Source organism: Pantoea sp. Z09 (assembly GCF_022394795.1).
In the GTDB taxonomy this organism is placed as follows: Bacteria; Pseudomonadota; Gammaproteobacteria; order Enterobacterales; family Enterobacteriaceae; genus Pantoea; species Pantoea latae.
Genome location: NZ_CP092373.1, coordinates 2,171,837 through 2,191,083, shown reverse-complemented (window position 1 = coordinate 2,191,083; position 19,247 = coordinate 2,171,837). Strand labels below are relative to the sequence as shown.

Genomic DNA, 19,247 nt, shown 5'->3' with positions numbered 1-19,247 from the left:
GACGCACCATGGCCGCTTACTACCCGCTTATTAAACAACTGCATCTGCTGACGGTGTTTATCAGCATTGCGCTTTTTGTCCTGCGCTTTTACTGGCTGCGCAGCGGCTCGGCGCTGCTGCAGCGGCGCTGGGTGCGCATTACGCCGCACGTTAACGACACCTTTTTACTGCTTACCGGCGTGCTGCTGGTGGTGATTACGCACTTTTACCCGTTTTCACCGCAAGGAAGCTGGCTGACGGAGAAGCTTTTAGGCGTTATTATCTACATCGCCTTAGGTTCCGTGGCATTGAGTCGTCGCCCGCACACCAGCCGCACGCGCTGGATCGCTTTCCTGGTCGCGCTGGTCGCGCTGGTGACAGTGATTAAGCTGGCGGTGACCAAAATGCCGTTATTGGGGATAGTATGACCTCCGCAGAACAATTAGATTTTAGCCAGACGCCGCTGTGTGAAGCGGTGATTGGCGCCACCCGCGCCATCCGCGCCGATTTCCCGGCGTCGTCCGTGCAGGAGCAGCTGGCGGCGCTGGTGGCGGAAGCCCGCCGCTACGTCAGCGGCGAGCAGGACGCCGATATGCAGCTGGAGAAGCTGCTGGAACTCTTTTATCGCCAGTGGGGCTTCGGCGGCGCCAGCGGCGTTTATAACCTCTCTGACGCGCTGTGGCTGGATAAAGTGCTGAAGTCGCGCCAGGGCACGGCGGTGTCGCTTGGGGTGATCCTGCTGCATATCGCGCAAGAGCTCGAGATCCCGCTGATGCCGGTGATTTTTCCCACCCAGCTGATTCTGCGCGCCGACTGGATCGACGGCGATATGTGGCTGATCAATCCTTTCAACGGCGAGACGCTGGATACCCACACGCTGGAAGTGTGGCTGAAAGGCAATATCAGCCCGACGGCGAAGCTCTATGACGACGATCTGGAAGAGGCGAAGACCATCAGCGTGATGCGCAAGATGCTCGACACCATGAAGGCGGCGCTGATGGAGGAGAAGCAGATGGAGCTGGCGCTCGGCGTGAGTCAGGTGCTGCTGCAGATCGATCCTGACGACCCGTATGAGATCCGCGATCGCGGGTTGATCTACGCGCAGCTGGAGTGCGAGCATATCGCGTTGAACGATTTAACCTACTTCGTTGAGCAGTGTCCTGAGGATCCGGTCAGCGAGATGATCAAAGTGCAAATTCACGCAATTGAACAGAAACAGGTGACGCTGCACTAAGCGCACCACACAGTTAAGGAAAGGGCATGACTCAGAAAGTCGTCACTATTGGTGATATCAAGGTCGCTAACGATCTGCCGTTTGTGCTGTTTGGCGGTATGAACGTGCTGGAATCGCGCGATCTCGCCATGCGTATTTGCGAACACTACGTCAAGGTGACCGATAAGCTCGGCATCCCGTACGTGTTCAAAGCCTCTTTTGATAAGGCGAACCGCTCTTCCATTAAATCTTATCGCGGTCCTGGCCTCGAAGAAGGGATGAAGATTTTTCAGGAGCTGAAGCAGGCGTTCGGCGTGAAGATCATCACCGACGTGCACGAGGCGGCGCAGGCGCAGCCGGTAGCCGACGTGGTGGATGTGATCCAGCTGCCCGCGTTCCTGGCGCGTCAGACTGACCTGGTAGAAGCGATGGCGAAGACCGGCGCGGTGATCAACGTGAAGAAGCCGCAGTTTGTCAGCCCCGGCCAGATGGGCAATATCGTGGATAAGTTCGCGGAAGGCGGCAACGATAAGGTGATCCTGTGCGATCGCGGCAGCAACTTCGGCTATGACAACCTGGTTGTCGATATGCTCGGTTTTAACGTGATGAAGAAGGTCACCAACAACAGCCCGGTGATTTTCGACGTGACCCACGCGCTGCAGACGCGCGACCCGTTCGGCGCTGCCTCTGGCGGCCGTCGCGCCCAGGTGGGCGAGCTGGCGCGCGCCGGGATGGCGGTCGGCATTGCCGGCCTGTTTATCGAAGCGCATCCGGACCCGGATCACGCGAAATGCGACGGCCCGTCCGCGCTGCCGCTGGACAAGCTGGAGCCGTTCCTGGTTCAAATGAAGGCGATTGACGATCTGGTGAAGAGCTTCCCGGAGCTGGACACCAGCAAGTAAGTCGCGCTTCGCGCTAAGAAATAAAACAGAGCGACTCTGGTCGTGATGCTTGTCAGTAAAGGCCGCCGTTTTTTCAAAACGGCGGCCTTTGTTTTATGCGTGTGAGCTGTTGGTGCGGGCCACTGCACCTCCTCTGCTGCCGGGCCCTCCTCGCGCCGCTTCGCGGTGCCTTCGGCTGCAACGTCGTGCCGGACGGACCGTTCGTGTACGGCCATCCTGGCCTCCCCGAACTGCCTGTCGCATCCCTGCGACAGGCTCCTGGCACAACGTTTCCGCCTCAGCGCTGCGAATAGCCCTCTACAGCAGAGAAGGCGCAGTGGCCTCAGACAGGGTGCCTGTGTAGCCGTAAAAACGCCGCCGTTCTTTTCCAGCAGCGTACACGGAAGCTGGCCAGCAGGCTGGTGCCGCTCCGGGGCGGGCATTTCGCAGCGCTGAACAGAATGAGGCTGCCAGGAGAGCCCGCAGGGATGCGGGCGAAAGGTGGGGCTGGAACAGGGATGTTCCATCCCCACCGGTCCGTCAGGCAGGCGAATGGCGTGAAGGGACCGCGTCAGCGGCGCGAGGACCGTCCGCCCCGGAGCGGCACCAGACTGCGTAATTACCTCATGCCTGGTCGCTCTTTTTTTGCCTGCCGTTTACAGCATGATCGTCATCAGATAGCCAGCGAAAATCGCCAGGTGCGCCGCGCCGTTCAGCACATTGGTGCGCCCGGTGGAAAACGAGATATGGCACAGGATCAGCGCCGCTGACATCATCACCATCTGCGGCGGCTCCAGGCCGAACACCAGCTGCTGGTCGGTCAGGGTGGCGATAATAGTCACCGCCGGCACGGTCAGCGAGATGGTGGCCAGCACCGAGCCGAAAAACAGGTTCATGGCGCGCTGCACCTGATTCATCAGCACCGCCTTTAGCGCGCCCAGGCCTTCCGGCGACAGGATCAGCAGCGCCACCAGGAAGCCGGTGAACTGCGCGGGCGCATTAAACTCCGACAGCAGATGCTCCAGCGTGTTGGCGTTCATCTTGGTAACGCTGATCACCGCGATCAGATGCACGATCAGCCAGACGGTGTGCCAGACGCTGCTGTGCGCCGACGGCTTGCCATGATGCGGATCGCCGTCGTCGCTGTCATCCTCGTGCTCGTAAACAAACAGGCTCTGGTGCGTGCGGGTCTGGATCAGCAGGAAAACGCCATACATCGCTGCGGAAATGGCGGCAATCAGCAGCGCCTGGGTGGTGGTGAAGTTGCCGCCCGGCAGCGCGTTGGGGAACACCAGCACCAGGATCGCCAGCGGAAAGATGGCGATCAGATACTGTTTAACCCCGGCCAGATTGACATACTGGGTGGCGAATTTTCGCCCGCCCAGCAGCAGAGAGAAGCCCACCAGGCCGCCGGTGACGATCATGATAATAGAGTAGAGGGTGTCGCGCATCAGCGCGGGGGCCGCGTCACCGGTCGCCATCAGCGCGGAGATCAAACTGACCTCCAGAATCACCACCGACAGGCTAAGGATCAGCGAGCCGTAGGGTTCGCCCAGACGATGCGCCAGCACGTCGGCATGACGCACCACGCTAAAGGCGCTGCTGAGGATCGCCACCAGCGCCAGCAGGTTGATGCCGATCACCAGCGGCAGGCTGGTCTGGCCGCCAAAGAAAAACAGCACGCCCAGCGCGGCGAGAGGCAGTATCAGCGAGAACTCTTTGTGACGGGTTTTTTCATGTGTGGTCATTCACCATCCTCTTGGGAAAAATATTGGCGAAACCCAAACGGGGCTTCACAAAAGAGTAGAACTTTTATTGCGTTAAAGAGTGTAACTTTTCGCCGCTGCCGACGTGGAAAATTTACCGCTTTTTACTTTTAGGCTAAAAAAGTTCGACCATCTTGAAAAAGGCGATAAAGCAAAATTAAAGCCAGCTATTCAGCCTGTTAATTTTTACATTTATCTGTTTTTTACGCGGTTAAACGAGATAAACAGGGCGGTTAAGATCCTTTTTTGCGGTCTTGGTCTCTGTTTTGTCTTCAGAGGCGAGGAAAAGGCAGGTGGAAATTCTGTCTCCTTGCGCCAGGCTTAAGCCAGGCCCACAATGGAGAAAATAGCATGCCCTATAAAAACCGCGACGCGCTGCCGGACAACGTGAAACATGTGCTGCCGCCGCACGCGCAGGATATCTACCAAAAGGCCTTTAACAGCGCCTGGGATCAGTACAAAGATAAAGATGAGCGCCGCGGCGACGAGTCGCAGGAAGAGGTGGCGCACAAGGTCGCCTGGTCGGCGGTGAAAAAAGAGTATGAAAAGGGTGACGACGACAAATGGCATCCTAAAAAATAACCCGCCGCAGAGGAGGCCAGCCAGCCTGGCCTTTTTCCTGGATTTTTTTAATTTCCCCTCCTGTCGCAGCCTTGAAAGCGCTGCGGAAAATGCATACTGTCAGTGAATGCTGCGGCTCAAGTATGGTGCTCGCAAGCCGATTCTATAAAGGAGCCCGTCGGACAGGACGTTAATGACGTCAGGAGGTCGCATTGTTAACCCGAGAATTTTTATTAAAAGCAGACTGCAAAACGTCATTCGGCGATATTGAAGAGTCCCTGCTCTGGAGCTGTGAGCAGCGCGCGGCGTCGCTGGCGGCGACGCTGGCCTGTCGTCCCGACCAGAGCCCGGTCTGGATTTTCGGCTATGGATCGCTGATGTGGAACCCCGTCTTCGAGGCGGACGAGGTTGCTTCCGGCACGCTGGAAGGGTGGCATCGCGCCTTCTGCCTGCGCCTGATCGCCGGACGCGGCACCTCATCCCATCCGGGCCGCATGCTGGCGCTAAAAGAGGGCGGCTCGACCAGCGGCCTGGCATTTCGCCTGCCGGAGACGCGCCTGCATGAAGAGCTGGAATTGCTGTGGAAGCGCGAGATGATCACCGGCTGCTATCTGCCCACCTGGTGCGCGCTAACGCTGGAGGATGGACGCAGCGTCACCGCGCTGGCCTTTATTATGGATCCGCGTCATCCGCTCTATGAGTCGGACTCTTGTCCTGAGGCGATCGCGCCTTTGATCGCGGCGGCCAGCGGCCCGCTGGGCAGCAACGCGCAGTATCTCTTTTCGCTGGAGCAGGAGCTGGCGAAGCGCGGCATGGAAGAGGAAAACCTGAGTCGCCTGGCGCATCAGGTGCGCGCGCTGCAGGCGGGCGTGCGCTGCGCGCAGGGATAGCGGCTCGCGGCGTGTGGATGCACGCCGCGACAGCGCGCTAGTTGCCCGGATTCAGCAGCCAGGTGCCCGGCTTGTCAATCACCAGCGACTGCGCATGCATGCTGGTGCCCGAATGCACCTCGATACGATACTGCCCCGCCGCCAGGTTAAGCGCGGCAAAACCGTTGTTGCCGGTTTTTACCTCGACAGGCTGACCGTTCAGCACCACGTTGGCGCCGCGATCCAGCTTGAGGTAGACGGTTGCCAGCGCAGCCGGCGTGGTGACCGGCGGCGATGCGGTCGCCGTTGGGGGGGGCGCGGCGCTTTCGGACGCGTCGCTCTGCGGCGTCGCCGCGTGTCGGTTGGTCAGCCAGGTCACCGTCACCACGGCCAGCAGCGCCACCGCTGCCAGCGCCACCAGGCCCGGCGAGAGACGACGCACGTTGCGCGGCGTCACCGGCTCTACGCTGGCCGAGCCATGATTGACCGCCATCACCACCGGTGCGGGCGCGACGATCTCCTCTTCTTCCACCACGGGCGCGGGCGGCGGATCCGGCGGCGCCTGCAGGCGAGTCACCACCGCCTCCACATCGCTTACCGGCAGGTCGATCAGCGCCGCAAAGGCGTCAATCGACTGCGGCCGATCGGCGGGCTTCATCGCCAGCGCGCAGTCCACCGCGTGCAGCAGCGGCAGCGAATAGCCCGGCGGCTGCCGCTCCACCAGCGGCTGATAGTTGTCCTCGATGCAGCGCACCACGCTCACCGGCGGCGGATTGCTGGTGATCAGGCTGTGCAGCACCGCGCCGAGCGCATAGATATCGGTCCAGGGACCCTGTTCGTTTTCACCCTCTTCGCTGTACTGCTCAATCGGCGCGAAACCCGGCTTCAGCATAATCTCGGTTTCATCCGACAGGTTGCCGATCTCTTTGCGCGCCGAGCCAAAGTCGAGCAGCACCGGCAGCTGGTTTTCCTGAATCTGAATATTATCCAGCGAAATATCGCGATGCAGATAGCCCGCCTGATGAATGGTGTTGATGGCGCCAAACAGCGGCGGCAGCAGCCGACGGATCCAGGCTTCGTTCACCGATTCGGGGCTGGTCAGCTGCCACTCTTTCAGCGTCATGCCGCTGTAGTAGAGCGTGCCCATATAGGCGGTGCCGTTCTGTTCCCAGAAGCGCAGCACGTGCAGCAGGCCGGGATGGTTGAAACGCGCCAGCAGGCGCGCCTCCTGAATAAAGCTGGTCAGGCCGGCGGTAAACAGCCTTTGATAGCGTTCGCCGCGCAGCTCCAGCGACAGGTCTTCCGCACGCACCGCCAGCGACACCGGCATATACTCTTTGATGGCGATGGTGCGCTCGAGCTGATGATCCCAGGCGCGGTAAACGATGCCAAAGCCGCCGCCGCCAATCACTTCCTTGATTTCAAACTCGTTAAAACGGTATCCCGCCGGAAGGGCGTTAGGCACCGCTTTTTGATTATCATTTGCCGACATAGTGAACTCTCTGAACACCGCCTGGCGAGCAGGCTGCGCGGTAATTAATTGATGTTACGCCACGCACCTATCGCCGGGTCAACCAAATCGGCGTGCAGGGTGTCGATCAGTAACACATTCACTTTTTGCTGTGGCATAAACTGCGGTCCCCAAAGACCGCGCAACGTTTCCACCCGCGATTTCACGGCGTCAGGATCCTGCTGCGCCATATTCTTGTCCATTTTCACCAGCAGCGTGCCGTTAAAGCGCCAGACGTGGCTGGCGGGGTCGAAAGGCAGCACCAGCCAGCTATCCGCCGCATCGGCGCGCGTCACGATCATGCGCTCTTTATTCACGGCCACGATTTCCAGCGAGTTGCCGGCGATCGCCAGACTGGCGATCGGATAGCCCTGATAGAAGGTGATCGGCAGGGCGCCTGTTTTGCCCTTGTCCGCCACGGTGATCTCGCTTTTGCCCTCCAGCCAGCCGTCGTGCGGGCACTGGCTTTTCGCGCCGTCGGGAATAAACAGCGACTGGCCGTCGGCGTCCCACGCCGTACGGAAGCGGCAGCCGCCCGGCAGGTCGAAGTGCTGCAGCGGCGCGCTGTTCGCCGGGCGCGACAGATCGAGCGGCGCGGCGTTGGTCGCGCTGGCGCTGGCGGTGGCGTCGGCCATCACGATCGGCCGCCAGTTTTGCAATTTGCTGGCGCTGCCGCTGGCCAGCACGCTGCCCTCTTTACTGGTCATCTGCCAGGGCAGCACGTCCAGCGTGCCGCACTGGTTGGCCAGCAGGGTGCCGACGCGCGGCAAAAAGGTGGTCAGCACGGCGGAATCGGTGCTTTTGCCGGAGACGATACGCAGCGGCAGCGTCTCTTTACACCAGTCGTCGGGCGCTTTGCTTTTAACGTCGTCGATAAAGACTTCCAGCGCCAGGCTGGGCGAATAGACCACGCGATAATTTTCGGCCTGCGCGCTAAAGGCGATCAGCAACGTCGCAATGCCGGACAACCACAATTTCATAAGGATCCTTGGTATCAGTAGCGAGGCGGCAAAAAGCGCGCCGAATCCGCCGCGGAATAGAGCAGTGTGGCGTCCTGAGGTTCGCCGATCCAGACCGAGAGCGCGCTGAGATTATCTTTCTTCACGCTGCGGCTGACCGCTTTTTCCATCAGCGCCAGCCACTCTTCGCAGGCGTTGACCATGCGCAGCGCCTGCTCCATCTCTTTCGTCGTCAGGTTAAGCCAGAACCCGTCGGTGCAGACCAGAAAGGCGTCGCCATCTTCCAGCGCCAGTTCGGCGGAGAAGGTCACCGGACGTGCCGGATCCGCGCCGAGCGCATTATAGAGTAAATTACTGTTAATGCCGGTATTTTCATAGCCCGCATCTTTTAGCTGCTGCGCCAGGCTGTGATCGCGCGTGACGTCGAACAGGGTGCCGTGGCGAAAATGGTAAACCCGGCTGTCGCCGGCGTGCGCCCACCAGGCGCGCTGCTGCTGGCGATCGATAAACAGCGCGGCCAGCGTGGTGCTCATGCGCGACGCGTGCGCGTTGCGCGCCTGCTCTTCGCGCAGCGCCTCGCGGCAGCGCTCAATCGCCGCGTGGGTGTTCTCCGGCGTCAGGCGGGGCTGCTCATGCAGTTCGGCCAGCAGGGTGTCGCGCACCAGCTGCGCGGCGCGATCGCCGCCGGGCAGGCCCGCCACGCCGTCGCACACCACAAAACAGGCTTTATCCTCGTTGATCTCCGCGCCGGTGCGGTCCTGGTTCTCATCGCGCAGTCCCTGCTGGCAGCGACTGGCAAATACAATCTTCATGCTTCGTCCGTCCGGGTCTGCGAATCTTTATACTGGTTAACCTCCACGTCGTAGGCGTGCAGGAAGGCTTCGCCGAACAGGGTGTGGAAATCGTCTTCAATTTCGCCGGCGGTGCGCTGATAGTTACGCATAAAGTAGTCCCAGAGAGCGGCTTTTCGCGCCGTCGAGAAGGGGAGTTTCGGCAGCACGCCTTCGCTGCGCGCCTGCTCTTCCAGACGCTGCGGATTAAACGACTGCAGCATGGCGGCAATAATGGCGCGGATGCCGGCGATCATGCCGAGCTGATGCGCCTGTAAATCGACTAACGCGTCGCGCACCGCCTGTTCCGGCGGCATAAAGCCTGGCATCTGGCTCTGGTACATCTGCATCAGCACGGTTTTGCCGGAGGGCAGGATTTTAAACGGGTTGTTCGCCTCGTTGAGGATCATCGTCATATCCGCTTTCACGCCGCGCTTGAGGATCTGACGCGACGACAGCAGCGCCACCGTGCCCTGGGAAAAGAGGCTCAGCATCCGGCCGGTGACGCGCATCTGCTCTTCATCAACCGGGGTCGCATGGCCGTTATTCAGCCCCATGCCCTCCAGCAGCGCGGCGATCAGCTTCTCCTGATCCGGCAGCGCGGCCTCCGTCAGGCGGCGCGACTCGCTTTGCTGCGGATCGATAGCCAGCCGCGCGTCGCTGTGGCGCGCCGCCGTCGGCATGGCCGCTGCAACGTTCTCCGCCGGTTCGATGGCGAACAGGCCGAGCGGATCCGCTTCCTGCTGCGTCTCGTCGACGAACAGCGCCAGCGGATCGTCTTTGGCCGCCGCGGCGCGCGCCGGATCCTGCACCGCCAGCTGATAGTCGCCGATCTGCAGCGCGTCGCCGTGGCGCAGCTGCACCTGCGCGCCCCGACCCAGCGCGACGCCGTTGTGCACCACCGAGGTTACGCTGCCCTGGTTGGTCAGGCGGCAGTCGCCGTCGGCGGAAAGGTGCACCAGCGCCTGCAGACGCGAGATGGCGCGCGATTCATCCGGCAATACCAGATCGTTATCCTGGCTACGGCCGATGGTGCCGCCGGGCGGCTGAAACGCCACGGTGGTTACCGGAACATCCGTATTGCACTGCACAATGGTAAATTGCATGGGTCATCCCGTGTCTGATGGGCAAACGCAACGCCGTCACTCGAACATTGGCGGATAGAGGCCGTTACGTCCCGGCTGAGTGCCTGCCGCCGGGTTAAAAAGTAATGAAAACAGTTGCGCCGTCAGGTTGCCGCTGTGCTTATGGGTCGCATGGGCGAAGCCGTCGCAGCGGTTGGTCCACCAGTAGCTGATATGCTGCTGGGGATCGAAACGGTCCGCCACCTCGCGCCAGCTCAGGGTGCAGGGCAGATCGCCGAAGCCGATCACCTCCATGATGTCGGAGCGCCGTTTCTCCGGCACCATCAGCGGCGGCAGCGCCTGAATCTGCTGCTCCAGCTGCGCGGCGCTGCTCTGCACCTGCACCGCCTGGTAGAGCGCGGCGCCTAAATCCTGAAACCAGTCGCCGGAGATGGCCAGCTGCGCCGGATGCCACTGGCTGAGCGGGAAGGTGCGCAGCGCCAGCAGCGGCCAGGCGCGTCCGACGCGATCGCACGAGGGCATCAGACAGCCCATCTGCACCTGCTGCACGCCCGGCGTGACCGGCAACACGAAGTTCCACACCGGCGCCTGCAGAAACCAGCTGGTCGCCGCCTGCTCCTGACTGTGCCAGTGCATCAGCCCCTGCTGAAACCAGTGGGTCCAGGGCGCGATATGTTTCTCGCTCAACCGGTGGCGTAAAAAATCGCCGGTTGAGGGCAGCTTCCCGTACCAGCCGGGCGCGACGATCGCAGCCATACTCACCTCATCATTACTCGCTATGCGCGGTCAATCGCTGCGCGTCGACCGCGGGCGTCACGGCCAGCGCGCTGCCTTCACGGCCCGCATTTTTCAGATTTTCCGCAAGCTTGCGCATCATCAGCGCATTGTCGCGCGCATAGGGCGAAGACTGAATCTGCTGATCCAGCAGCTGGCTGAGATGCCAGTCAAGCTGTTGCAGACCGCGCGCGCTGACGTTTTCCGGCAGCGAGCGCTGTAAATTTTGCATCAGCCAGGCGCGGAGAAATTCGCCGTCGTAGTTGCGCGGCTGATAGAGCATCTGATAGGCGCGCAGCGCGTTGCGGCTGTAGTCGTTATCGTCGCCCTTGTCGTCACGCAGCAGGTTGGTGATCTGCTGCGCAACGCGCGGTAATAGCAAAGACTTTAGCGCATTTTGATAAAGCGCCCAGGCGGCATCGCTGACCTGGGTGCCGCGATAAAGGCCGGCGCGCATGGTAACCGGAGGATTATCCAGCGAAAAATGGTCAGAGAGCGGCAGCTTCACCAGATTATTCAAAAAGGGAAGCAGGTCAAAAATATTGTCAGCGGGCTGATGGATCACCTGCTGGCTCTGCCGGACGATGGCCGGCACGCGATAGGCCACCTGATGCAGGTAGCGCTGATTCTGGAAAAAACTCAGCAGCCAGAGTCCCGAGGCGATCGCCAGCCCGCCCGCCAGCACGCCGTAGCCGATCCAGTGAAACAGCTGGTTGCGGTACTCCCAGTGGCGGTTGCTGCCCGCCAGGCCGCTTTCGCGGAACACCAGGTCGCTGAGCAGGTCACGAATAAAGAAGCTCTGGCCTTTGTTGCCCGGAATCGGGCTGTTGCGGTTAACGCTGTCCCAGGCGGCGATGGTCTGGCCGCCGGCGTGCGGCAGCTGTAGCTTGCGGCTCAGCTCGCCCATGATGCGGTCGAAGGGCAGACCCTCCTGGGTGCCGCTGGTAAAGAAGAGGCCGCGCGCGCTCCAGGCGACCGGCTCCTGCTGGGCGGAGAACACCACGTCGAGATACTCATTCAGCAGCGGCCGCAGCGAGGCGAACTCCTGCGGAAACAGGAAGCAGTCGGCGCGCTGGTTAAGATCGCGCTCCTGCGCCATTTTGTGGCTGAGCTGCTGCTGCAGCTGCTGCTCGAGACGGTGAAACTGCTGGTTAAAGCTGCGATGCCACTCATCTTTATGCGGCTTGCCCGGCTCCCAGGGAAAGGTAAAGCCCCAGATGGCGTCGCGCTGACGCTTCTCCAGCGCGCCGAAATAGCCCATAAACCCTTTCAGCAGATCGGTCTTGGTCACCATCACATAGACCGGAAAGTGAATGCCGGTCTGCTGGTGTAGTTCGCTCAGGCGGTTGCGCATGGCGCTCGCCTGCGCGAAGCGCGTTTCGGCGGATTCGCTCAGCAGGTCGGCCACGCTGAGGGTCATAATCACGCCGTTGATCGGCTGGCGCGTGCGGTAGCGCTTCAGCAAATTAATAAAGCTGTGCCACTCGCCGGCGTCGCGCGCGCGCTGGCTCTCCTGCAGGGTGTAGCGCCCGGCGGTGTCGATCAGCACCGCCTGGTCGGTAAACCACCAGTCGCAGTGGCGCGTGCCGCCGACGCCGCGAATGGCGGTTTTGCCGACGCTGTCGGTCAGCGGGAAATCGAGCCCGGCGTTGAGCAGCGCGGTGGTCTTGCCCGCGCCGGGCGCGCCGATCACCAGATACCACGGCAGCTGATAGAGATAGTTGGCGTGAAAGCGCGCCAGCCAGCCGCCGCTTTTGCGGCTGAACGGCAGACGCTTCAGCTGCATCACCGCTTCGCTGAAGCGCTGGGTCAGCAGCTCTTCGGTCGCCTGACGGTCGGAGAGCTCCTCCGCGCCGGCCTGCTGCAGATTATTCAGCAGTTTGCTGTTGAACCAGGCGCGGTAGAGCGACGGAATGAACTGAAACAGGATCCAGATAAAAAACAGCAGGCCGACCGCCAGCTGGCGCGGCAGCGCCGGCTCCAGCGGGCGGGTTTCCCCCCAGCTCCAGAACGGGCCGAGGATCCAGACCAGGCAACTCAACGCCGTGACGCCGATAAAGCTCCACAGCAGGCGGTGAGTTAAAACAGAGCGTAAGGACGCGCGCATTACTGGGCTCCCTGATGATTACTGAGCGTTTCCGGCGCGGCGAACAGCGTGATCTCGACGCGACGGTTGCGCGTCCGGTTTTCGTTGCTGTCGTTGGGCAGCAGCGGATCGCTGTCGCCGCGTCCTTCAGAGCGGATGGCGTGGCCATCGGCGAGCTGGGTTTGCAACAGCTGCGTGACCGCGCGGGCGCGGGCAAAAGAGAATTCATAGCTGGAGGCGAAGCGGCTGTTGTCGACCGGTCGGTTGTCGGTAAACACCGACACCAGCACCGTGCCCTTGACGTTCTTCATCGCCGTGGCGACGCGCGCCAGCAGCGCGCGGCCCACCGGGTTAATGGCGGTGCCCTGTTCGGCGAACAGCTTGTCGGCAGGAATAATCACCTTGCTGCCGAAGGCGCCGTCGCTGACTTCGAGCTGACCGGCGGCAATCACGTCGTTCAGACGCTGGCGCAGATCGAGCAGCGCCTGCGGCGACGAGGGGCGGCGGCCGACGGTAATCTGCGGCAGCGGCGTCTGATAGATGGCGCGCAGCAGCGGCTCGGCGTCGTTGCCCAGCCGCCAGTTCAGGGCGCTGTAGAGCAGGCAGGCGATCAGCGCGGCGACGGTGGCGCAGGCCCAGAGCGGGATCATCGGGCGGGAGAGGGTGCTGACCAGTGGATGCACCTCCACCAGCGGCGCGACGCGCGCGCTTTCCGGCTGACGCTGCTCGTCAATCAGCTTCGCCAGGCGCTTGCGAATGGCGTCGCACTGCGTCCGTCCGCTGTCGCTGCCGCGATAGCGGCCTTCGTAGCCGAGCAGCAAGCAGTAGTGCACCACCTCCAGCAGCCAGAGGTGCTGCGCCGGGCTTTGCGAAATGCGCGACAGCAGCTGAAAAAATTTCTCGCCGCCCCAGCTTTCATTGTGGAAGGTGACCAGCATGCCGTTGCCCGACCAGACGCCGCGCGTGCCCCAGGGCGTCTGCGCGGCGGCTTCGTCCAGCGCGCTGCACAGGCAGTAGCGCGCGCCGATAATCATCTCGAACGGCAGTCCGGCCTGCTTACAGCGCTGCTCGAACTGGCGGATTTCATCAATCAGCGACTGACGCAGGCCAGCGGGATCGTCATGCGTGACCGCCTGACGAAGCTGCACCACGGCGTTCAGCAGCGGCGCCGCAGCCTGCAAAAGAAGGTTATCGTTGCCGGAGGCGTTAGCCTCTGCGGCCTGCGATTCTTGTGTCATTAACAGGGGTTCTTCCAGACAGGCGCACCTCCCTGAGTGGCGAACTCAGGGAGTAAAAAAGGGCAATATGCGCCGAATTCCATTATCAGTCTAAGATCCAGGTCGCGGTATCGTTAGTGCGACACGCCTTGCTGGCGCCGCCGACGTCGACGCAAACCTGCTTATTCTTACCGCGCGGGCGAGGGCGATCGCTGCGCAGGGTCGCCTCGTAGCGGCCGCTCTCAACGCCCGCCTTCAGCGGCACGTAGCCGATCAGCGGACCGTCAGCCTGGTCGGCGATCGCCAGCCAGTGATTTTCGACGCTTCCCAGCACCTCAAAGGGTTTCCCGTTCTCCAGGTAGCGCACCACCTTGCCGCCATAGTCGGGCGTGGTCATCACCGACGCCGCATAGAGCGCGCGCCAGGTCTCATTGACCGGAGTAAATTCGGCAGGCGCAGCGACCGCATGACGATGGACTAACTTCACGCCGTTGACTTCGCTGGTGACCAGCGTGTCATCGGTAACGGACGGCGGCGGCGCTTTACAGCCCGCCAGGGTCAAGGTCGCCAGCAGCATTAACGCAAGACTCTTTTTCACCATGTTCCTCGATTTCATCAGAGTAACTGCATAATACGCCGCCATCGTCATCCCTGTGACGACCTGCGTGCAGCATCATGCCTCTACAACATCAGCTAAAAAACAGACAAATTACATCAGGATAGTACTCTGCTCAGTCTACCTAAGACTTTTGAGATTTCAAACCATTGCGCTCGCGCTTCAGCCATGCTAGCCGCCCTGAAACCGCTTGCGTAAAAAAGCTGAAAAATACCGCCGTTTAGTACAGTTAAAGCAAACTTACTAATGGGCGAGGTAAGCCGATGAATTGTGCAGCAGCGTATTCTGTCACGCGCGCCGATGAATAGGAAATTATTAAATTTTTTTAATTGCTCACCTGACGTAAGGAGGATCGCGCTCCGCTAAGCAGCGGTTTATTTTCAGAATATCCGCGCGCGTCCGATCGCATTATTTCCCTAAAGCGGCACGCCTTTTGCTTCAATTTGCCTCAAACACGCGACCCGACACCCGAGGTGACCTCTATGACCGACGCGCTGGCGTATCTCAAGGCATCGCGCGACAGCGACATCGCCAGCCTGCAGCGGCTGCTGCATACCGGCCAGCTGATTGCGGCGCTGAGCGAGCTTATCCATCAGCTGCAGCGCGAGCGCGGCGCCAGCAATATCTGGATCTGCTCGCAGGGGCGGCTGTTCGCCCGTGAGCGGCTGGCGCGTGAGCAGGATGTCAGCGCGGCGACGCAGCGCGTCGCCCAGGCGCTGCCGCCCGCCGTCGCGCATCCCGGCGACAGCCGCTTCTGCAACCTTATCGCCGCCGCGCTGCAGGCGCTGGCGGCGCTCCCCGACTTGCGCGCGCAGATGCTGGCGGGCGAGCGCGATCAGGCGCAGGCGATGCAGGCGTTCAACGCGGTGATCCGCACGCTGTTGAATCTGGTGTTCGAAGCGGCCGACACCGCCAGCCACCCCGATATCTCGCGCGCGCTGATCGCGCTGTTCAGCTTTATGCAGGGCAAAGAGCTGGCGGGGCAGGAGCGCGCCACCGGCTCGGCGGGTTTTGCCGCCGGACGCTTCAGCGACGCCCAGCGGCAGCGCATGGTGGCGCTGATCGCGGCGCAGGAGCAGAGTTTCGCCACCTTCAGCCAGTTCGCCGACGCCGAGGCGCTGGCGCGCTGGCGTCCGCTCGCCTCCGCCAGCCGCGAGGTCGAGCGACTGCGGCGCATCGCCTGCACCTTCGATCAGGCCGAGGAGTCGGGCACGCTGCGCTGGTTTTCCCTGCTCAGCGCCCGCATCGATCAGATGAAAAGCCTGGAGGATCACCTGACCGCCACGCTGATGGCGCGCTGTCGTCAGGCGATTGAGACGGCGCACAGCGAGGCGCCGCCGGCGGCGCCAGCGGCGGACGGCAGCTTTAGCCTCTACGTTGGCGGCGCCGACTGGCTGCCGCCGACGGAGACCCGGCTGCACAGCGACGGGCTGGCGCCGCAGCTTGGCCGCTCGGTGCTGTCGCTGGTGCGCGAACAGGCGCAGCGCCTGCAGCGGCAGGCGGATGAACTGGCGACAATGCGCGCCACGCTGGACGAGCGTCGAATCATCGATCAGGCCAAAGCCTGGCTGATGCAGCAGCATCGCTACAGCGAGCAAGACGCCTGGCAGGCGCTGCGCAAAAGCGCCATGAACCAGAACAAACGCGTCATTGATATCGCCCAGGCGGTGCTGGCGGTGGCGGCGATGGCCCAGCCGCCCGCGTCGCCCTGACTACCTCCTGAGAGGTAGATGCACAACCGCTGTGCGCTGCGCGCCTTAGCAAAGTGCATCCGTCAGGCTTAGCCACGCGCCGCGCCGCGCCCGCGCGGCTTCTCCGACCTGGCACGCCTCTTGCTGTGCTTAAAGTGAATTCGCACTTCTTTCGCCAACGGCGGTGAAAAGAGTGCTTTGGATAAAGGCGTCCATCCGCATGCGCAGGCATGTCGGCGGGACGCCTTTTTTTATTCTCTTTTTTCAGGAAGCGAGCGATGAGTCAGACCCCATTTTCCGCCTCACGGCGTAAGTTGTTACTCGCCAGCGCCGCGGCTGGCGGCGCATACCTGCTGCCAGGGCTGCGCAACGCCGTCTGGGCCGCGGGTTCGGACGCGCCGGAAAAGATGAGCCTGCGCGTCGGCTTTATCCCGCTGACCGACTGCGCGCCGGTGGTGATGGCGGCGGTGAAGGGTTTCGATAAGAAGTACGGCCTGACGCTGCAGCCGAGCAAAGAGGCGAGCTGGGCGGCGGTGCGCGACAAGCTCACCTCCGGCGAGCTGGATGCCGCCCATGCGCTTTACGGCATGATCTACGGGCTGCAGCTGGGCGTCGCCGGGCCGCAGCACGACATGGCCAACCTGATGACCCTGAACAATAACGGCCAGGCGATCACGCTCTCCAGCCAGCTACAGGCGCAGGGCGTCACCGACGGTGCCAGCCTGAAGCGGGCGGTGGCGGCGCAGCCGAAAGGCGCTTTCACCTTCGCTCACACCTTTCCCACCAGCACCCACGCCATGTGGCTCTACTACTGGCTGGCCAACGCCGGCATCCATCCCTTCGACGACGTGCGCACGGTCGTGGTGCCGCCGCCGCAGATGGTGATGAACATGAAGATCGGCAATATGAGCGGCTTTTGCGTCGGCGAGCCGTGGAACCAGCGCGCCATCAGCGACCACATCGGCTTCACCGCCGCCACCTCGCAGCAGATCTGGCCGGATCACCCGGAAAAGATCCTCGCCACCCGCGCCGAGTGGGTCGCGGCCAACCCCAACAGCGCCCGCGCGCTCACCGCCGCGGTGCTGGAGGCGGCGCGCTGGATCGACGCCTCGGACGACAACCGCCGCGAAACCGCCGCGGTGCTGGCGCAGCGCGCCTGGATCAACACCAAAGTCGACACCCTGGAAGGGCGCATGCTCGGCCAGTACCAGAACGGCCTCGGCAAAAGCTGGCAGGACGCGCACCCGATGCGCTTCTTCCGCGACGGCGCGGTGAGCTTTCCCTGGCTCTCCGACGGCATGTGGTTTCTGACGCAGATGAAACGCTGGGGCATGCTCAGCGCCGAGCCGGACTATCTGGCGGTGGCGCGGCAGATCAACCGTATCGACATCTATAAACAGGCGGCGTCCGCCGTCGGCAACGTCGCGCTGCCGCAAAGCGAACTGCGCAGCAGCACCCTGATCGACGGCAACGTCTGGGACGGCAGCGATCCTGCCGCCTACGCCGCCGGTTTCGCCCTGAAACGATAAGCGAGGCAAACATGAAAAAAACCGCTCAGATCATTGCGCCCGCGGCCAGCGCGCCGGCGACCGTCGTGACCCTTAACATTACGCCGAAGCCCGCGCCGCGCCCGGCGCGCCTGCGTCCGCTGATGCAGCGGCTGATCCCGGCGCTGTGCGGCGGGGTGCTGATGCTGCTGGTGTGGCAGATCGCCGCGCTCTGGAGCAGCGGCTTTCCGACGCCCTACGCCACCTGGCAGGCGGCGCAGGTGCTGTTCGCCGATCCCTTCTATAACGCCGGCCCGAACGATCAGGGCATCGGCTGGAACGTGCTCGCCTCGCTGCAGCGCGTCGCCGTCGGCTTTGGCCTGGCGGCGCTGGTGGGTATTCCCGCCGGTTTTTTGCTCGGGCGCTTCACCTTTGTGGCGCGCATGTTCAACCCGATTATCGCGCTGCTGCGCCCGGTCAGCCCGCTCGCCTGGCTGCCTATCGGCCTGCTGCTGTTTCAGCGCGCCGAACCCGCCTCGAGCTGGACCATTTTTATCTGCTCGATCTGGCCAATGGTGATCAACACCGCCGAAGGGGTGCAGCGCATTCCGCAGGACTACCTCAACGTAGCGCGCGTGCTGCAGCTGTCGGAGTGGACGGTGATGCGCCGCATTCTGTTTCCCGCCGTGCTGCCGGCGGTGCTCACCGGCGTGCGGCTGTCGATCGGCATCGCCTGGCTGGTGATTGTCGCCGCCGAAATGCTCACCGGCGGCCTCGGCATCGGCTTCTGGATCTGGAACGAGTGGAACAACCTCAACGTGGAAAACATCCTCATCGCCATCCTGATTATCGGCGTGGTGGGGCTGTTGCTGGAGCAGGGCCTGATGCTGCTGGCCCGCCGTTTTGCCTGGGATAAATAAGGAGCCGCTATGTCACCGATTATTCGCGTTCAGCAGGTCAGCCAGCGTTTCACCACCGCGGGCGGCGATTTTCTCGCCCTCGACAACGTTTCGTTCGATATCCACGAAGGAGAGACCCTCAGCCTGATCGGCCACTCCGGCTGCGGCAAATCAACGCTGCTTAACCTGATCGCCGGGCTGACCGCGCCGAGCAGCGGCGTGCTGCTGTGCGACAACCGCGAAATCGCCGGGCCGGGGCCGGAGCGCGCGGTGGTGTTTCAGAACCACTCGCTGCTGCCCTGGCTCACCGCCTGGCAGAACGTCGAGCTGGCGGTGGATCAGGTGTTTCAGCAGAGCATGAGCAAGGCGGAAAGAGCGGAGTGGATCGAGCACAACCTCAATCAGGTGCAGATGAGCCACGCGATGCACAAGCGGCCCGGCGAGATCTCCGGCGGCATGAAGCAGCGCGTCGGCATTGCGCGCGCGCTGGCGATGAAGCCGCGCGTGCTGCTGCTCGACGAGCCGTTCGGCGCGCTTGACGCCCTGACGCGCGCCCATCTGCAGGAGAGCGTGATGCGCATCCAGCAGGCGCTTAACACCACCATCGTGCTGATCACCCACGACGTCGACGAGGCGGTGCTGCTCTCCGATCGGGTGCTGATGATGACCAACGGCCCGGCGGCGAAGGTGGGCGAGATCCTGAACGTCGATCTCCCGAGGCCGCGCTCGCGCGTGGCGCTGGCGGACGAGCCGCGCTACCACCAGCTGCGCCAGCAGGTGCTGCATTTCCTGTATGAAAAACAGACCGCAGCCTGAGGAGCAGC

Annotated in this window: 18 protein-coding genes; 9 read left to right on the top strand and 9 right to left on the bottom strand. The window is 62.4% G+C overall.

Annotation, left to right across the window (positions count from 1 at the left end; all coding sequences use genetic code 11):
* The first annotated feature begins 8 nt into the window (after positions 1-8).
* The 3 genes from MC269_RS10470 to kdsA are packed head-to-tail and all read left to right on the top strand — an operon-like array spanning position 9 to position 2,094.
* On the top strand, positions 9-407 hold the full coding sequence (locus MC269_RS10470; RefSeq protein WP_239952343.1) for a SirB2 family protein: 399 nt from the start codon (positions 9-11) through the stop codon (positions 405-407).
* Positions 404-1,213: an invasion regulator SirB1 gene (sirB1, locus tag MC269_RS10465; protein WP_239952342.1), complete on the top strand. Its 810-nt coding sequence runs from the start codon at positions 404-406 to the stop codon at positions 1,211-1,213. The genes MC269_RS10470 and sirB1 overlap by 4 nt, the downstream gene beginning before the upstream one ends.
* Before the next feature lie 26 nt (positions 1,214-1,239).
* On the top strand, positions 1,240-2,094 hold the full coding sequence (gene kdsA / locus MC269_RS10460) for a 3-deoxy-8-phosphooctulonate synthase (RefSeq protein ID WP_096073022.1): 855 nt from the start codon (positions 1,240-1,242) through the stop codon (positions 2,092-2,094).
* Between the two features lie 635 nt (positions 2,095-2,729).
* Here the strand turns inward: kdsA and chaA are convergent.
* The gene (gene chaA / locus MC269_RS10455) at positions 2,730-3,821 is read right to left on the bottom strand and encodes a sodium-potassium/proton antiporter ChaA (RefSeq protein WP_239952341.1); all 1,092 of its coding nucleotides are present in this window, start codon (positions 3,819-3,821) and stop codon (positions 2,730-2,732) included.
* A gap of 369 nt (positions 3,822-4,190) precedes the next feature.
* Here chaA and chaB point away from each other — a divergent pair, with 369 nt between their 5' ends.
* Together chaB and MC269_RS10445 are read left to right on the top strand one after the other, a co-directional pair.
* On the top strand, positions 4,191-4,421 hold the full coding sequence (gene chaB, locus MC269_RS10450; protein ID WP_239952340.1) for a putative cation transport regulator ChaB: 231 nt from the start codon (positions 4,191-4,193) through the stop codon (positions 4,419-4,421).
* Positions 4,422-4,612: 191 nt separating this feature from the next.
* Complete coding sequence (locus MC269_RS10445) at positions 4,613-5,290, top strand: gamma-glutamylcyclotransferase (RefSeq protein WP_239952339.1); 678 nt, start codon at positions 4,613-4,615, stop codon at positions 5,288-5,290.
* Between the two features lie 37 nt (positions 5,291-5,327).
* Here MC269_RS10445 and MC269_RS10440 read toward each other — a convergent pair whose 3' ends face one another.
* From MC269_RS10440 to MC269_RS10405, 8 genes are all read right to left on the bottom strand, one after another.
* Complete coding sequence (locus tag MC269_RS10440; RefSeq protein WP_239952338.1) at positions 5,328-6,761, bottom strand: serine/threonine-protein kinase; 1,434 nt, start codon at positions 6,759-6,761, stop codon at positions 5,328-5,330.
* Positions 6,762-6,805: 44 nt separating this feature from the next.
* Positions 6,806-7,759, bottom strand: coding sequence for a hypothetical protein (locus tag MC269_RS10435; protein ID WP_239952337.1), 954 nt, complete (start codon positions 7,757-7,759; stop codon positions 6,806-6,808).
* Between the two features lie 14 nt (positions 7,760-7,773).
* Positions 7,774-8,550 (bottom strand): PP2C family serine/threonine-protein phosphatase, encoded by a 777-nt coding sequence (locus MC269_RS10430; RefSeq protein WP_081137213.1) that lies wholly within the window; start codon positions 8,548-8,550, stop codon positions 7,774-7,776.
* Entirely contained in the window at positions 8,547-9,674 is a 1,128-nt protein-coding gene (gene tagH, locus MC269_RS10425) for a type VI secretion system-associated FHA domain protein TagH (protein ID WP_239952336.1), read from the bottom strand. The genes MC269_RS10430 and tagH overlap by 4 nt, the downstream gene beginning before the upstream one ends.
* Before the next feature lie 36 nt (positions 9,675-9,710).
* Positions 9,711-10,409 (bottom strand): type VI secretion system-associated protein TagF, encoded by a 699-nt coding sequence (gene tagF, locus MC269_RS10420; RefSeq protein WP_239952335.1) that lies wholly within the window; start codon positions 10,407-10,409, stop codon positions 9,711-9,713.
* 13 nt (positions 10,410-10,422) lie between these two features.
* Positions 10,423-12,534: a type VI secretion system membrane subunit TssM gene (gene tssM, locus MC269_RS10415; protein ID WP_239952334.1), complete on the bottom strand. Its 2,112-nt coding sequence runs from the start codon at positions 12,532-12,534 to the stop codon at positions 10,423-10,425.
* On the bottom strand, positions 12,534-13,751 hold the full coding sequence (icmH, locus tag MC269_RS10410; protein WP_081137221.1) for a type IVB secretion system protein IcmH/DotU: 1,218 nt from the start codon (positions 13,749-13,751) through the stop codon (positions 12,534-12,536). Before icmH ends, tssM begins: the two co-directional genes overlap by 1 nt.
* An 85-nt stretch (positions 13,752-13,836) precedes the next feature.
* Complete coding sequence (locus MC269_RS10405; protein WP_239955104.1) at positions 13,837-14,331, bottom strand: SH3 domain-containing protein; 495 nt, start codon at positions 14,329-14,331, stop codon at positions 13,837-13,839.
* A 497-nt stretch (positions 14,332-14,828) separates the two neighbouring features.
* Here MC269_RS10405 and MC269_RS10400 point away from each other — a divergent pair, with 497 nt between their 5' ends.
* The 4 genes from MC269_RS10400 (at position 14,829) to MC269_RS10385 (ending at position 19,239) form a co-directional block, all read left to right on the top strand.
* Positions 14,829-16,058 carry a nitrate regulatory protein gene (locus MC269_RS10400; RefSeq protein ID WP_239952333.1) on the top strand — a complete coding sequence of 410 codons (1,230 nt, stop codon included), beginning with the start codon at positions 14,829-14,831 and terminating at the stop codon, positions 16,056-16,058.
* Positions 16,059-16,315: 257 nt separating this feature from the next.
* Positions 16,316-17,566, top strand: a complete 1,251-nt coding sequence (locus tag MC269_RS10395) for a CmpA/NrtA family ABC transporter substrate-binding protein (protein ID WP_239952332.1) — start codon at positions 16,316-16,318, stop codon at positions 17,564-17,566.
* Positions 17,567-17,577: 11 nt separating this feature from the next.
* The gene (ntrB, locus tag MC269_RS10390) at positions 17,578-18,444 is read left to right on the top strand and encodes a nitrate ABC transporter permease (protein ID WP_239952331.1); all 867 of its coding nucleotides are present in this window, start codon (positions 17,578-17,580) and stop codon (positions 18,442-18,444) included.
* A gap of 9 nt (positions 18,445-18,453) precedes the next feature.
* Complete coding sequence (locus MC269_RS10385; RefSeq protein ID WP_239952330.1) at positions 18,454-19,239, top strand: ABC transporter ATP-binding protein; 786 nt, start codon at positions 18,454-18,456, stop codon at positions 19,237-19,239.
* The last annotated feature ends 8 nt before the right edge of the window (positions 19,240-19,247 follow it).

Bases quoted from the DNA above. Each gene is read 5' to 3' on its own strand.
- MC269_RS10395 (WP_239952332.1), top strand. From the start codon at position 16,316: ATGAGTCAGACCCCATTTTCCGCCTCACGGCGTAAGTTGTTACTCGCC.
- MC269_RS10400 (WP_239952333.1), top strand. From the start codon at position 14,829: ATGACCGACGCGCTGGCGTATCTCAAGGCATCGCGCGACAGCGACATC.
- kdsA (WP_096073022.1), top strand. From the start codon at position 1,240: ATGACTCAGAAAGTCGTCACTATTGGTGATATCAAGGTCGCTAACGAT.
- tagF (WP_239952335.1), bottom strand. From the start codon at position 10,409: ATGGCTGCGATCGTCGCGCCCGGCTGGTACGGGAAGCTGCCCTCAACC.
- MC269_RS10385 (WP_239952330.1), top strand. From the start codon at position 18,454: ATGTCACCGATTATTCGCGTTCAGCAGGTCAGCCAGCGTTTCACCACC.
- tagH (WP_239952336.1), bottom strand. From the start codon at position 9,674: ATGCAATTTACCATTGTGCAGTGCAATACGGATGTTCCGGTAACCACC.
- tssM (WP_239952334.1), bottom strand. From the start codon at position 12,534: ATGCGCGCGTCCTTACGCTCTGTTTTAACTCACCGCCTGCTGTGGAGC.
- MC269_RS10430 (WP_081137213.1), bottom strand. From the start codon at position 8,550: ATGAAGATTGTATTTGCCAGTCGCTGCCAGCAGGGACTGCGCGATGAG.
- MC269_RS10435 (WP_239952337.1), bottom strand. From the start codon at position 7,759: ATGAAATTGTGGTTGTCCGGCATTGCGACGTTGCTGATCGCCTTTAGC.
- MC269_RS10470 (WP_239952343.1), top strand. From the start codon at position 9: ATGGCCGCTTACTACCCGCTTATTAAACAACTGCATCTGCTGACGGTG.
- MC269_RS10405 (WP_239955104.1), bottom strand. From the start codon at position 14,331: ATGGTGAAAAAGAGTCTTGCGTTAATGCTGCTGGCGACCTTGACCCTG.
- ntrB (WP_239952331.1), top strand. From the start codon at position 17,578: ATGAAAAAAACCGCTCAGATCATTGCGCCCGCGGCCAGCGCGCCGGCG.
- chaA (WP_239952341.1), bottom strand. From the start codon at position 3,821: ATGACCACACATGAAAAAACCCGTCACAAAGAGTTCTCGCTGATACTG.
- icmH (WP_081137221.1), bottom strand. From the start codon at position 13,751: ATGACACAAGAATCGCAGGCCGCAGAGGCTAACGCCTCCGGCAACGAT.
- chaB (WP_239952340.1), top strand. From the start codon at position 4,191: ATGCCCTATAAAAACCGCGACGCGCTGCCGGACAACGTGAAACATGTG.
- MC269_RS10440 (WP_239952338.1), bottom strand. From the start codon at position 6,761: ATGTCGGCAAATGATAATCAAAAAGCGGTGCCTAACGCCCTTCCGGCG.
- sirB1 (WP_239952342.1), top strand. From the start codon at position 404: ATGACCTCCGCAGAACAATTAGATTTTAGCCAGACGCCGCTGTGTGAA.